16 protein-coding genes are annotated in these 11,849 nt (G+C 70.9%); 5 read left to right on the top strand and 11 right to left on the bottom strand.

All coding sequences use genetic code 11. The features are described from left to right. Positions 1–37: 37 nt before the first annotated feature. From O9K63_RS15700 to O9K63_RS15690, 3 genes are read left to right on the top strand one after another with little or no spacing between them, the layout of a single operon-like run. Positions 38–553 carry a beta-class carbonic anhydrase gene (locus O9K63_RS15700; protein ID WP_277239360.1) on the top strand — a complete coding sequence of 172 codons (516 nt, stop codon included), beginning with the start codon at positions 38–40 and terminating at the stop codon, positions 551–553. A 51-nt stretch (positions 554–604) separates the two neighbouring features. Next, the gene (locus O9K63_RS15695; protein WP_277239358.1) at positions 605–1,678 is read left to right on the top strand and encodes a Glu/Leu/Phe/Val dehydrogenase dimerization domain-containing protein; all 1,074 of its coding nucleotides are present in this window, start codon (positions 605–607) and stop codon (positions 1,676–1,678) included. After that, positions 1,675–2,028 carry a nuclear transport factor 2 family protein gene (locus O9K63_RS15690; RefSeq protein ID WP_277239356.1) on the top strand — a complete coding sequence of 118 codons (354 nt, stop codon included), beginning with the start codon at positions 1,675–1,677 and terminating at the stop codon, positions 2,026–2,028. Before O9K63_RS15695 ends, O9K63_RS15690 begins: the two co-directional genes overlap by 4 nt. A gap of 78 nt (positions 2,029–2,106) precedes the next feature. On the opposite strand, the gene glmM is transcribed toward O9K63_RS15690, so the two are convergent. Further along, positions 2,107–3,456, bottom strand: a complete 1,350-nt coding sequence (glmM, locus tag O9K63_RS15685; protein ID WP_277239354.1) for a phosphoglucosamine mutase — start codon at positions 3,454–3,456, stop codon at positions 2,107–2,109. Positions 3,457–3,572: 116 nt separating this feature from the next. On the opposite strand from glmM, the gene O9K63_RS15680 reads away from it, so the two are divergent. Continuing rightward, a complete protein-coding gene (locus tag O9K63_RS15680) occupies positions 3,573–4,724 on the top strand; it encodes a glutamate--cysteine ligase (RefSeq protein WP_277239352.1) in 1,152 nt (383 codons plus the stop codon). 171 nt (positions 4,725–4,895) lie between these two features. On the opposite strand, the gene rpsI is transcribed toward O9K63_RS15680, so the two are convergent. Together rpsI and rplM are read right to left on the bottom strand one after the other, a co-directional pair. Then, the gene (rpsI, locus tag O9K63_RS15675) at positions 4,896–5,411 is read right to left on the bottom strand and encodes a 30S ribosomal protein S9 (protein WP_277239350.1); all 516 of its coding nucleotides are present in this window, start codon (positions 5,409–5,411) and stop codon (positions 4,896–4,898) included. A gap of 32 nt (positions 5,412–5,443) precedes the next feature. After that, a complete protein-coding gene (gene rplM, locus O9K63_RS15670; protein ID WP_277239348.1) occupies positions 5,444–5,887 on the bottom strand; it encodes a 50S ribosomal protein L13 in 444 nt (147 codons plus the stop codon). A 243-nt stretch (positions 5,888–6,130) separates the two neighbouring features. Between rplM and O9K63_RS15665 the strand changes: the two genes are divergently transcribed. Then, on the top strand, positions 6,131–6,724 hold the full coding sequence (locus tag O9K63_RS15665; RefSeq protein ID WP_277239347.1) for an ArsR/SmtB family transcription factor: 594 nt from the start codon (positions 6,131–6,133) through the stop codon (positions 6,722–6,724). Between the two features lie 32 nt (positions 6,725–6,756). Here O9K63_RS15665 and truA read toward each other — a convergent pair whose 3' ends face one another. The 8 genes from truA to infA form a co-directional block, all read right to left on the bottom strand. Then, a complete protein-coding gene (gene truA / locus O9K63_RS15660; protein WP_277239345.1) occupies positions 6,757–7,587 on the bottom strand; it encodes a tRNA pseudouridine(38-40) synthase TruA in 831 nt (276 codons plus the stop codon). A 218-nt stretch (positions 7,588–7,805) separates the two neighbouring features. Beyond that, the gene (gene rplQ, locus O9K63_RS15655; RefSeq protein WP_277239344.1) at positions 7,806–8,360 is read right to left on the bottom strand and encodes a 50S ribosomal protein L17; all 555 of its coding nucleotides are present in this window, start codon (positions 8,358–8,360) and stop codon (positions 7,806–7,808) included. Between the two features lie 62 nt (positions 8,361–8,422). Then, positions 8,423–9,454, bottom strand: coding sequence for a DNA-directed RNA polymerase subunit alpha (locus O9K63_RS15650; protein ID WP_277239342.1), 1,032 nt, complete (start codon positions 9,452–9,454; stop codon positions 8,423–8,425). A 199-nt stretch (positions 9,455–9,653) separates the two neighbouring features. Further along, positions 9,654–10,262: a 30S ribosomal protein S4 gene (rpsD, locus tag O9K63_RS15645; protein WP_277239340.1), complete on the bottom strand. Its 609-nt coding sequence runs from the start codon at positions 10,260–10,262 to the stop codon at positions 9,654–9,656. A gap of 29 nt (positions 10,263–10,291) precedes the next feature. Then, positions 10,292–10,687 carry a 30S ribosomal protein S11 gene (rpsK, locus tag O9K63_RS15640; RefSeq protein WP_185990514.1) on the bottom strand — a complete coding sequence of 132 codons (396 nt, stop codon included), beginning with the start codon at positions 10,685–10,687 and terminating at the stop codon, positions 10,292–10,294. 74 nt (positions 10,688–10,761) lie between these two features. After that, positions 10,762–11,133, bottom strand: coding sequence for a 30S ribosomal protein S13 (rpsM, locus tag O9K63_RS15635; protein WP_277239338.1), 372 nt, complete (start codon positions 11,131–11,133; stop codon positions 10,762–10,764). A 223-nt stretch (positions 11,134–11,356) separates the two neighbouring features. Next, positions 11,357–11,470 carry a 50S ribosomal protein L36 gene (gene rpmJ, locus O9K63_RS15630; protein ID WP_007928044.1) on the bottom strand — a complete coding sequence of 38 codons (114 nt, stop codon included), beginning with the start codon at positions 11,468–11,470 and terminating at the stop codon, positions 11,357–11,359. A 105-nt stretch (positions 11,471–11,575) separates the two neighbouring features. Next, the gene (infA, locus tag O9K63_RS15625) at positions 11,576–11,797 is read right to left on the bottom strand and encodes a translation initiation factor IF-1 (protein WP_277239334.1); all 222 of its coding nucleotides are present in this window, start codon (positions 11,795–11,797) and stop codon (positions 11,576–11,578) included. Positions 11,798–11,849 lie beyond the last annotated feature (52 nt).

Raw genomic sequence — 11,849 nt, 5'->3', positions numbered from 1 at the left:
GAGCTACTGTGCAGGGACACCCGTCGAAAGGAATCCGATGCCCGCAACCCCGTCCGCCCCCGAGGACTTCGCCGACCTGCTGTCGGCCAACAGGACCTTCTCCGAGCACTTCGAGCTCAGCGGTTTCGACGGCATCGCGCATGCTGGCGTCGCCATCGTCACCTGCATGGACAGCCGGATCGACCCGCTGGGCATGCTCGGCCTCAAGCCCGGGGACGCCAAGATCTTCCGCAACCCCGGTGGGCGCGTCACGCCCGCCGCGCTCGAGGCCCTCGTCCTCGGCGTCCACCTGCTCAAGGTCGAGCGGATCCTCGTCATCCCGCACACCCGCTGCGCCATGGGCAGCGCCACCGAGGACGAGTTCCGCGCCAAGGTCGGGGCCTCCGCCGGCCAGGACGCCTCGTGGCAGGGCTTCCACGTCGTGCACGACCAGGTCGACGCGCTGCGTCAGGACGTCGCCGCCGTGCGGACCCACCCGCTCATCGGCGAGCGCGCCAAGGTCGGCGGCTTCGTCTACGACGTGGACACCGGCCTGATCGACCAGAAGTTCTGAGCCCTCGGCCCACGTGACAGGGGTCACACGACCCCTGTCACGATGGGGTCCATGACCACAGTCACGACACCAACCCCGGCGTCCGACTCCATCGCCGAGCCCTGGGCGAGCGAGCAGATGATCACCTGCCACGACGAGCGCACCGGCCTCCGGGCGATCATCGCGATCGACGACACGACGCTCGGCCCCGGCTTCGGCGGGGTGCGCTACCGCTCCTATCCCTCCACCACGGCCGCCGCGCGCGAGGCGCAGCGCCTCGCCGCCGCCATGACCCTCAAGCACGCCCTGGCCGAGCTGCCCTACGGCGGGGCGAAGTCCGTCGTCATGCTCGACGGCGAGGCCCCCGCCCCCGGATCGTCGGAGCGCCGCGCGCTCTTCGCCCGCTTCGGCGAGATGATCGCCCGCACCGCCGGCACGTACATCCCGGGCGTCGACATGGGCACCCGCCTGGAGGACATGCAGACCATCCGTGACGAGGGCGGCGCACGTGCCTTCTGCGACGAGGTGAGCCCCTCCCCCTTCACCGCCCGGGGCGTCCACGCCGCCATGCGGGCCGCGGCCGTCCACCACCACGGCGAAGGGGGCCTGGCCGGTGCGGAGGTCGTCGTCCAGGGCGTCGGCAGCGTCGGCGCCGAGGTCGCCCGCCTCGCCCACGCGGACGGGGCCGGGGTGACCGTGGCCGATGTCGACACCTCCCGCGCCGAGGCGCTGGCCGCCGAGTTGGGCGGTCGCACGGTCGACGCCGAGCAGGCCCCCTTCCACCCCGCCGACGTGTTCTCCCCGTGCGCCGTCGCGCGCGTGCTCACCCGCGAGAACATCGAGCGCATCCCCGCCCGGATCATCGCCGGAGCGGCCAACGACACCCTCGACGAGCCGGGCTGCGCCGAGGCGCTGCGTGAGGCGGGGATCACCTTCGTCCCCGACTTCGTCGCCAATGCCGGCGGGGTCGTGCAGGTCCACGGTGGCGTCTCCGGCTGGAGCGACGCGCAGACGCTGGCCGCGGTCGACCGGATCGGCGATCGTGTCACCGAGCTGCTCAGGACGGCGGAGGCGCAGGGGATCACGCCCCTGGCCGCGGCACTGCAGCGGGCGTCCGCGGCCCTGGGCCGGGAGGTCGTCGCGTGAGCGGGGCGGACGCGGTGCGTCGGTACTACGAGCGCGTGGACGCCGGAGACGTCGAGGGGGTGCTCGACTGCTTCACCGACGATGCGGTCTACCACCGGCCCGGGTACGCCCCGATGGTCGGCCGGGAGTCACTCGCCGCCTTCTACGGAGGCGAGCGCGTCATCGCCGACGGGCGGCACGTGCTCGATGCACTGCTCGTCGACGGCGACCAGGTCGCGGTGCGGGGCCGTTTCGAGGGCACGCTCAAGGACGGCAGCGCCGCGCGCGTCGGATTCTGCGACTTCTTCGTCCTCGACGGGCACGGCCGCGCACTCACCCGGCACTCCTACTTCGACGTACCGGCGGTCTGACCCGCGGGCCCGCGGTGTCCGGCTGGGGCGCGGCCCCCGCCGGTGTCCGGCTGGGGCGCAGCCCCCGCCCGGCCCCCGTCAGAGGGACAGACGCTCCTTGACCACCCCGGAGAGGCGGTCGGCCGTGGTCCGGGCGCGTTCCTCCGTCGCGGCCTCGACCATGACCCGCACGACCGGCTCGGTGCCGGACTTGCGCAGCAGGACCCGTCCCTCCATTCCCAAGGAGGACTCCTCGTCGGCGACGGCCGAGCGCACGCCCTCGTCGCCGTCCACGCGGTCCTTGTCGACGTCCTTGACGTTGATCAGGACCTGCGGCATGCGGGTCATGGCAGCGGCCAGCTGCGCGAGCGACTGACCGGTCTCGGCGACCCGCGCCGCGAGCATCAGGCCGGTGAGGACGCCGTCGCCCGTGGTCGCGTGCTCGAGCATGATGAGGTGGCCGGACTGCTCTCCACCGAGGGAGTAGCCACCCCGACGCATCTCCTCGAGGACGTATCGGTCCCCCACCCCGGTCTGCTTGACCTCGATGCCGGCGGACTCCATGGCCCGCAGCAGCCCGAGGTTGCTCATGACGGTCGCGACCAGGGTGTTCTCGGCGAGCTCGCCCTTCTCCTTCAGCGCGAGCGCGAGGATCGCCATGATCTGGTCCCCGTCGATCGGCTCCCCGCTCGCGTCGACGGCCAGGCACCGGTCGGCGTCGCCGTCATGGGCGATGCCCAGGTGCGCGCCGTGCTCGACGACGGCGGCCTGCAGGCTCTCGAGGTGGGTCGAGCCGCAGCCGTCGTTGATGTTGAGCCCGTCGGGGCGGGCCCCGATGGCGTGCACCTCGGCTCCGGCCAGCCGGAAGACCTCGGGCGAGACCTGGCTCGCGGCGCCGTGCGCGGCGTCGAGGACGATCGTCAGGCCCCTGAGGTTCGGCTCGACGGCGTCCAGGAGGTGGCGCACGTAGCGGGCGCCGGCGTCGTCCATGAAGGTGACCCGCCCCACGTCGATGCCCGTCGGGCGGTCCGGCTCGTCGTCCATGGCTGCCTGGATGGCGTCCTCGACCGCGTCCGGGAGCTTGTGGCCCCCGACGGCGAAGAACTTGATGCCGTTGTCGGGCATCGCGTTGTGGGAGGCCGAGAGCATGACCCCGAAGTCCGCGTGCACCTCGGAGGTGAGGAAGGCCAGTGCGGGCGTCGGCACGACGCCGGCGTCGAGGACGTCGATGCCGCTGCTGGCCAGGCCCGCCACGACGGCTGCGGAGAGGAACTCTCCCGAGGCGCGCGGGTCCCGCCCGACGACGGCGACGGGGCGCCTGCCCTCCGTGCCCTGCGGGTCGCGCAGGACGCGGGCAGCGGCCTGGGCGAGGCGGAGCGCGAAGTCGGCTGTGATGGTCTCGCCGTTGGCGAGCCCGCGCACACCGTCGGTGCCGAAGAGTCGGGGCATGGTCGTGCAACCTTCCGTGGGGAACCGGTCCGGGATCGAACTCAGTGGACAGGCTTCGTCACGATACCCGGCCGGTAGGCTTGACCACCGGTAGGTCGCGGCGTCGAGAGGCCCAGATGATCGAGTTCACGCCATCCGCTGGTCCCACGCTCGGCGTCGAGTGGGAGATCGCGCTGCTCGACCGGGAGACGCTCGACCTCGTGCCGCTGGCCGAGGACGTCGTGGAGTCGCTCATCGCCGATGGTGGGGTGACCCCACGCGTGCACCGCGAGCTGCTCACCAACACCGTCGAGCTGGTCACCGACGTGTGCCAGAGCGTCCCCGAGGTCGTCGCCGACCTCACGGCGAGCCTGGATCGTCTCCGCGGCGTCACCGACGAGCTCGGCCTGGAGCTGCTGTCGGCCGGCACCCACCCCTTCGCCCGTTGGGAGAGCCAGCAGGTCAGCGAGGGAGCCCGCTACGCGACCCTCATCGACCGGACCCGCTGGTGGGGTCGGCAGATGCTCATCTACGGCGTGCACACCCACATCGGGGTCACCCACCGGGACAAGGTGCTGCCCCTGCTCGCCGGCATGCTCACCTACGCCCCGCACCTGCAGGCGCTGTCGGCCTCCTCCCCCTGGTGGGGTGGCGTGCCGACCGACTACGCGAGCAACCGGGCGCTGCTCTTCCAGCAGCTGCCGACGGCCGGGCTGCCCTTCCAGTTCGAGCACTGGCACGAGTACGAGGGCTACATCGACGATCTGCTTGTCACCGGCGTCATCGACGAGCTGAAGGAGGTGCGCTGGGACCTGCGACCGTCCCCGCACCTGGGCACGCTCGAGGTCCGGGTGTGCGACGGCGTCCCCACGCTCGTCGAGATCGCCGCGCTGACCGCCCTGACGCAGTGCCTGCTCGTCCACCTGGACGACCGGCTCACCGACGGCGGGACGGTCCCCTCCCTCCCGCCGTGGCACGTGCAGGAGAACAAGTGGCGCACCGCGCGCTACGGCATGGACGCGATCATCATCCTCGACTCCCGCAACCGGGAGCGGCTCGTCACCGACGAGCTGCACGACCTCCTCGAGCGCCTCACCCCGGTCGCCCGCCGCCTGGGCTGCGAGGCCGAGCTCGCCGAGGTGGAGCACATCATGCGCGTCGGCGCGAGCTACCAGCGCCAGCTCGCCGTCGCGGCCGAGCACCGGGGGGACCTCGTGGAGGTGACCCGCTCGCTCGTTGCCGAGATGCGCGCCGGGCGGCCGCTGCCGATCGCCGCGGACGCGGGCTGAGGCGGCCGCCCGCGCGGACGCCCCGTCGCGGCGCCCACGCGGGACGTGGGACCCGCTCCGCCGCACCCCAGGACGACGAAGGGCGGTCCCCACCAGGTGGGAACCGCCCAACGCACCGGGCTGCAGCCCCTCGAGGCTCGGCCGCGAACGGCCTCGCCCCTCAGGAACCGATCAGCGCTTGCTGTACTGGGGCGCCTTGCGGGCCTTCTTGAGACCGGCCTTCTTGCGCTCCGGGACGCGGGCGTCCCGGGTGAGGTAACCGGCCTTCTTCAGGGTCGGGCGGTTCAGCTCGGGGTCGACCCCGTTGAGCGAACGCGCGACACCGAGACGGACGGCACCGGCCTGGCCGGAGGGGCCACCGCCGTGGACGCGCACGAGCACGTCGTAGGCGCCGTCGAGCTCGAGCGCGACGAGCGGCTCGTTGACGATCTGCTGGTGGACCTTGTTCGGGAAGTACTCCTCGAGCGGACGCCCGTTGACCTTCCACTCACCCGTGCCGGGGACGATCCGCACGCGGGCGATGGCCTGCTTGCGGCGTCCGGTGCCGGCGCCGGGCGCGGAGGCGGAGGGGCGAGCGACGGGCTCGGCCGCGCCGACCGGGCCCTCGGACTCGGAGGTGTAGGAGCTCAGCTCGGGCTCGTCGCCCTCGAGCACCTCTGGGTTTGTGTTTTCGGTGGTGTCAGCCACGGTATAAGCCTCTGATTCCTTCTCGGCAGCGCTTACTGCGCGACCTGCGAGATCGTGTAGGGGGTCGGCTGCTGGGCGGCGTGCGGGTGCTCGGCACCGGCGTACACCTTGAGCTTGCCCAGCTGCTCACGGCCCAGGCTGTTGCGGGGGAGCATGCCGCGGACGGCCTTCTCGACCGCCCGGGTCGGGTGCTTCTCGAGCATCTCGGTGTAGTTCATCGAGGACAGACCGCCCGGGTGGCCCGAGTGGCGGTAGGCGCGCTTCTGCTCGGCCTTCGCGCCGGTCAGCGCGATCTTGTCCGCGTTGATGATGATGACGAAGTCGCCCATGTCCATGTGGGGGGCGAAGGTCGTCTTGTGCTTGCCGCGCAGCAGCGTGGCGGTCTGGCTCGCGAGGCGGCCGAGCACGACGTCGGTGGCGTCGATGATGTGCCACTGACGGGTGATCTCACCACCCTTGGGGGAGTACGTGCGCATGAGTGATGCCTTCTGCTCTCGTCTGGTGCTTCCGGCCCCTCTCCGCAAGGCGAAGGGGGTGACGCCCCCGGCCACGTGGTGGGCGGGGCATCGCTGCACACCATTCTACGGACCGGCACACGCGGCCCGAAATCGCGCAAACGGCCGGGAAACCCCTGATTCCATGGGCTTCTCGCGTGCCGACGGCATGGTCGGACGTGCCCTTCACCGAGGATTGCACAATAGTTGTGCAATCATCGGCGCATGGCTGATCGTGACGGTCCGGGCCCCCCCGCCTCCTCGACGCCGGCCACGTGGCGGCTGCTGGCCCACCCCCTTCGCTCCCGCATCCTCGCGCACCTGCGTCTGCACGGCGGGACGACCGCCGCCGACCTCGCCCGCGCCCTGGGGAGCAACACCGGCGCGACGAGCTACCACTCCCGGGTGCTCGCGGACGCCGGCCTGCTCGTCGACACCGGCCTGGGCGACGGTCGCTCACGCGTGTGGGCCGTCGCGGAGGACGTGGACGAGGAGGGTGTCGACACCTCGGTCGCCGTGAGCACCATCTCCGACGCGGACGAGCTCGCCGACGCCCTCTGGCTCGCCCACGACCACGTCGACCACCACGCCCACCGTCTCCACGGGTGGATCGACGCGCAGGTCTCGTGGCCCATGGTCTGGCAGGAGGAGTGCGGCCTGGACGAGCGCGAGGTCCTCGTGGACGAGACCCAGCTGGCGGCACTGCGCGCGGAGCTCGGTGCCGTCCTGGACCGCTACCGGCGCCGCGGCGCCGGCACCCCCGGCGCCCGGCGGGTCACGGCGGTGGTCGGCCTGACGCCGCTCCCCCGTCGCAGCTGACCTCCCGGACGGCTTGCGCAGCTGAGCGCGGGTCACTCCTCCCGGCGGGCCCGGGCCTCGTGCGCGCGCTCGGCGAGCTGCTCCGCGGGTGGGTAGGCCACCTCGACGAGCGTGAGGCCGTGCGCGGGCATGACCTTCACCCGCGGGTCGCGCACCCCGGCGGTGAGTACCTGCTCGGGCCACTGCGGGCCCTGCTCCCCCGTCCCGACCGGCACGAGCGCCCCGATGAGCGCCCGCACCATCGAGTGGCAGAAGGCGTCGGCGAGAACCGTCGCCTCGAGCAGGCCGTCCTCGCGGCGCTGCCAGTCGTAGCGCAGCAGCGTGCGGGTGGTGCTCGCGCCCTCGCGCTTCTTGCAGAACGCCGCGAAGTTGCGCAACCCCAGCAGCCGCGTGGCGGCGGCGTTCATAGCGTCCACGTCCAGCGGCGTGCGCAGCGGGACCACCTCCCGGCGGCGGAGGGGGTCCAGCCGCGTCGGGTCGTCGCAGAGGAGGTAGCGGTAGCGCCGGCTCGTGGCGGAGAAGCGTGCGTCGAAGCCCTCGGGCGCCTCGAAGGCGGAGCGCACGACGACGTCACCAGGCAGGACGCCACGCAGTCGCGTGACGAGGGTCGCCAGCAGCGGCCGGTCGGAGTGCCCACGGACGCGCTCGAGGTCGCTCGGGTCGACGTCGAGGTGGACGACCTGCCCCAGGGCGTGCACGCCCGCGTCCGTGCGCCCCGCCACCGTGACCCGCACCGGGTCCGGCGGGCGCATGATCCTCGTCAGGCCGGCCGTCAGCTCGCCCTCGACCGTCCGCAACCCCGGCTGCGCGGCCCACCCGTGGAAGTCGGTGCCGTCGTAGGCGAGGTCGAGTCGCAGCCGCATGCGGGTCAGCGTAGGCGAGGCCGGGGCCGCTCGACATGACCGGGAAATCAGGGGCTGACCGGGTCGTGCCGCGGTCATCCCACGACATGCTGGTCACCGCGGGGTCTCCCGGTCATGACGAAGGGCGCCGCCCACCCGTGCGGGTGAGCGGCGCCCCTTCGAGAGCTCCTGCGTCGCGCCTCAGGACATCGCCTGCGGCGTGCGCGGGTGAGGTCCCGTCAGGCCTTGTCCTCGGACTCCGCCTCGGGGGCCTCGGCGGTCTCCTCGGCCGGGGCCTCGGTGGCCTCCGTGGTGGTCTCCTCGGTCGTGGCCTCCTCGGCGGGGGCCTCGGCCGCGGCGGCCTCCTCGTCCTTGGCGGAGCGCTTGGTGGCACCCTCCGCCTCGGCGACGACGGCGCGCTTCGGCTTGGCGTTGACCGGCTCGCGGACGAGCTCGATGACGCACATCGGGGCGTTGTCGCCCTTGCGCGGGGCGATCTTGGTGATGCGGGTGTAGCCGCCGGGCCGGTCGGCCACGTCGGGCGCGATCTCGACGAAGAGGCGGTGGACGACGCCCTTGTCCTTGACGACGGTCATCACCTTGCGGCGCGCGGCGAGGTCGCCACGCTTGGCGAAGGTGATCAGGCGCTCGGCGAGCGGACGCAGCCGCTTGGCCTTGGCCTGGGTCGTCGTGATCTGGTCGAACTCGAAGAGCGACGTGGCCAGATTCGCCAGGATGAGGCGCTCGTGGGCCGGGCCGCCCCCGATACGGGGACCCTTGGTCGGGGTGGGCATGGTGTTCTCCTTGGAGGTCTGACCTCACCGCGTACGGCGGTCAGGTCACGAATAACGGTGGGTCAGAGCTGCTCGTCCTCGGCGAACGAGGCGTCCTCGTCACCGGGCTCGTCGTACTCGTCGTTGTAGCCGGGGACGGCCGTCGGGTCGAACCCGGGAGGGCTGTCCTTGAGCGTCAGCCCCATCTCGTGCAGCTTCGCCTTGACCTCGTCGATCGACTTCGCACCGAAGTTACGGATGTCGAGCAGGTCCGCCTCGCTGCGACCGACGAGCTCACCCACGGTGTGGATGCCCTCGCGCTTGAGGCAGTTGTAGGAGCGGACCGTCAGGTCCAGGTCCTCGATCGGCAGCGCCATGTCGGCGGCGATCGCGGCGTCGGTCGGGGACGGGCCCATGTCGATGCCCTCGGCCTCGACGTTGAGCTCACGGGCCAGGCCGAAGAGCTCGACGAGGGTCTTGCCGGCGGAGGCCAGCGCGTCCCGGGGGGCCATCGAGTTCTTGGTCTCGACGTCGACGACCAGCTTGTCGAAGTCGGTGCGCTGCTCGACACGGGTCGCCTCGACCTTGTAGGTCACGGCGAGCACCGGCGAGTAGATGGAGTCGACCGGGATGCGGCCGATCTCCTGGTCAGCGGACTTGTTCTGCTGGGCGGAGACGTACCCGCGACCGCGCTCGACGGTCAGCTCCATCTCGAGGGAGCCCTTGTCGTTGAGCGTGGCGATGTGCAGGTCCGGGTTGTGGACCTCGACACCGGCCGGCGGGTTGATGTCGGCGGCGGTGACCGCGCCGGCACCCGACTTGCGCAGGTACATCACGACCGGCTCGTCGTTCTCGCTGGAGACGACGAGGGACTTGATGTTGAGGATGATCTCGGTGGTGTCCTCCTTGACCCCGGGGACGGTGGAGAACTCGTGGAGCACGCCGTCGATCCGGATCGAGGTCAGCGAGGCACCCGGGATGCTCGAGAGCAGGGTGCGACGCAGGGAGTTGCCGATGGTGTAGCCGAAGCCGGGCTCGAGGGGCTCGATGACGAACCGCGAACGGTTGTCGGCGAGGACCTCTTCGCTGAGGTTCGGGCGCTGTGCGATGAGCACGGTGTTCTTCCTTCCCACGGGCGACCGCTATATGACGCCTCGTGAAGGTGCCGGTCTGGATTCCGGCGGTCGCCGCGCCTCTGTCCGCGCGGCTGACCCGCTCCCCCCTTCGCCCGCGTGACCACCCGGGGGCGCAATGCACCTGGGCAACCACGCGGGCTTCAGGGGGGCACTCGGGGGGACGGAGTCCCCCTGAGCGTTAGTTCTTGGAGTACAGCTCGACGATCAGCTGCTCCGTGAGCGGCGTGTCGATCTGCTCGCGGGTCGGCTTCTGGTGCACCAGGATCTTCAGGCTGCCCGGGACGACGTGCAGCCACGCCGGGACCGGGCGCTCACCGAAGGTCTCGCGCGCGACCTGGATCGGGAAGGCCTCGATCGACTGCTTGCGCACGGTGATGATGTCGTACTGCTCGACGCGCTGGCTGGGCACGTTGGTGCGCTTGCCGTTGACCTCGAAGTGGCCGTGCGTGACCAGCTGGCGGGCCTGGCGACGCGTGCGGGCGAGCCCGGCGCGGTAGATGACGTTGTCGAGACGGGTCTCGAGGATCGTCAGCAGGTTGTGACCGGTCTGCCCGGGGCGGTTGGCCGCCTCCTTGTAGTACCGGAGGAACTGCTTCTCCATGACGCCGTAGGTGAAGCGGGCCTTCTGCTTCTCCTGCAGCTGGGTGAGGTACTCCTTCTCCTGGATCCGCCGGCGACCGTGCTGGCCGGGCGGGAAGGGACGGAGCTCGAAGTTCTTGTCGCCGCCGACGAGGTCGAGCTTGAGCCGACGGGACTTCTTGGTGATGGGGCCGGTGTAACGAGCCATGTTCTATCTGTCTCCCGTATCTCTGCTGCTCAGACGCGACGGCGCTTGGGCGGGCGGACACCGTTGTGCGGGCTGGGCGTGACGTCCTGGATCGCGCCGACCTCGAGGCCGGTGGCGGTCAGGGAGCGGATCGCGGTCTCACGACCGGAGCCGGGGCCCTTGACGAAGACGTCGACCTTCTTCATGCCGTGCTCCATGGCGCGACGGGCAGCGGCCTCGGCGGCCATCTGGGCGGCGTACGGGGTCGACTTGCGCGACCCCTTGAAGCCGACCTGGCCCGCGGAGGCCCAGGAGATCACGGCACCGGTGGGGTCGGTGATCGAGATGATGGTGTTGTTGAACGTGCTCTTGATGTGAGCCTGGCCCACGGACACATTCTTCTTGACCTTGCGACGCACCTTGGTGGCGCGGGTCTTGGGGGGCATGTTTCTCCTACGAAGTGCTTCGGTGTGTGGTGCTCACCGCGCGCGGCTCGGCCGCCGCGCCCGCGGATGAGGGATCAGGCCTTCTTCTTGCCTGCGACGGTGCGCTTGGGGCCCTTGCGGGTGCGCGCGTTGGTCTTGGTGCGCTGACCGCGCACCGGGAGGCCACGGCGGTGGCGCAGACCCTCGTAGGTGCCGATCTCGACCTTGCGGCGGATGTCGGCAGCGACCTCGCGGCGGAGGTCTCCCTCGAGCTGGACGTTCTCCTCGAGCCAGTCGCGCAGGGCGACGAGCTGGTCGTCCCCGAGGTCCTTCACGCGGGTGCTCGGGTCGACCTCGGTTGCCGCGACTGCCTTCTGCGCAGTCGTGCGGCCCACACCGAAGATGTAGGTCAGGGCGACCTCGACGCGCTTCTCGCGCGGGAGGTCAACTCCAACAAGACGTGCCATGTGATGGCTTCCTTATCTTCTGTTCGGAGGTCTGGTACACCACCAGTCCGGCGGGTGGTCCCGCGTATGGTCGCGGGCCGCTCGGTCCCCGGCCTCCGAGCCGGGGGTGACGTCCTGCTCGTCGGGGAGCAGGGGCCGGGTGGTGCTTGTTCTTCAGTTGGCGTTGCTCGAGGACCTGGGCAAGTACCCGGTTCCCCGCCTCACCGGTCCTGGTGGACCGCGATCAGCCCTGGCGCTGCTTGTGGCGCAGGTTGTCGCAGATCACCATGACCCGGCCGTTGCGGCGGATCACCTTGCACTTGTCGCAGATCTTCTTGACGCTCGGCTGAACCTTCATTGCCGTCTCGCATCTGTCTCGATCTGTCCCGCCGCCGGTGCGTGGCGACGGGTCGTGCTCGTGGTGCCTCTCTCGTCGGTCACCGGCATGCGGTGACCGCCTCGATCAGCGGTAGCGGAAGACGATACGGCCGCGGGTCAGGTCGTACGGGCTGAGCTCCACCACGACCTTGTCCTCGGGGAGGATCCGGATGTAGTGCTGCCGCATCTTGCCCGAGATGTGGGCGAGAACCTTGTGACCATTGGTCAGCTCCACCCGAAAGTTCGCGTTCGGGAGCGCTTCGATGATCGTGCCCTCGACCTCGATGACACCGTCCTTCTTGGCCATACCCTCTCAATCCGTCGGTGGCCGTCCCCCGGATGGGGTCGACCCTCGTCCG

The organism is Janibacter cremeus (assembly GCF_029395675.1).
Taxonomy (GTDB): domain Bacteria; phylum Actinomycetota; class Actinomycetes; order Actinomycetales; family Dermatophilaceae; genus Janibacter; species Janibacter cremeus_A.
The sequence above is the reverse complement of the archived record's forward strand: the minus strand, read 5'-3'. Positions and strand labels throughout refer to the sequence as shown.

Coding starts and splice junctions, on each gene's coding strand:
- rpsK (WP_185990514.1), bottom strand. CDS start 10,687: ATGCCCCCCAAGACCCGCGCCACCAAGGTGCGTCGCAAGGTCAAGAAG.
- infA (WP_277239334.1), bottom strand. CDS start 11,797: ATGGCCAAGAAGGACGGTGTCATCGAGGTCGAGGGCACGATCATCGAA.
- rpmJ (WP_007928044.1), bottom strand. CDS start 11,470: ATGAAGGTTCAGCCGAGCGTCAAGAAGATCTGCGACAAGTGCAAGGTG.
- rpsM (WP_277239338.1), bottom strand. CDS start 11,133: ATGGCACGTCTTGTTGGAGTTGACCTCCCGCGCGAGAAGCGCGTCGAG.
- rpsD (WP_277239340.1), bottom strand. CDS start 10,262: ATGGCTCGTTACACCGGCCCCATCACCAAGAAGTCCCGTCGGCTCAAG.
- O9K63_RS15680 (WP_277239352.1), top strand. CDS start 3,573: ATGATCGAGTTCACGCCATCCGCTGGTCCCACGCTCGGCGTCGAGTGG.
- rplQ (WP_277239344.1), bottom strand. CDS start 8,360: ATGCCCACCCCGACCAAGGGTCCCCGTATCGGGGGCGGCCCGGCCCAC.
- O9K63_RS15665 (WP_277239347.1), top strand. CDS start 6,131: ATGGCTGATCGTGACGGTCCGGGCCCCCCCGCCTCCTCGACGCCGGCC.
- truA (WP_277239345.1), bottom strand. CDS start 7,587: ATGCGGCTGCGACTCGACCTCGCCTACGACGGCACCGACTTCCACGGG.
- rplM (WP_277239348.1), bottom strand. CDS start 5,887: ATGCGCACGTACTCCCCCAAGGGTGGTGAGATCACCCGTCAGTGGCAC.
- glmM (WP_277239354.1), bottom strand. CDS start 3,456: ATGCCCCGACTCTTCGGCACCGACGGTGTGCGCGGGCTCGCCAACGGC.
- O9K63_RS15700 (WP_277239360.1), top strand. CDS start 38: ATGCCCGCAACCCCGTCCGCCCCCGAGGACTTCGCCGACCTGCTGTCG.
- O9K63_RS15695 (WP_277239358.1), top strand. CDS start 605: ATGACCACAGTCACGACACCAACCCCGGCGTCCGACTCCATCGCCGAG.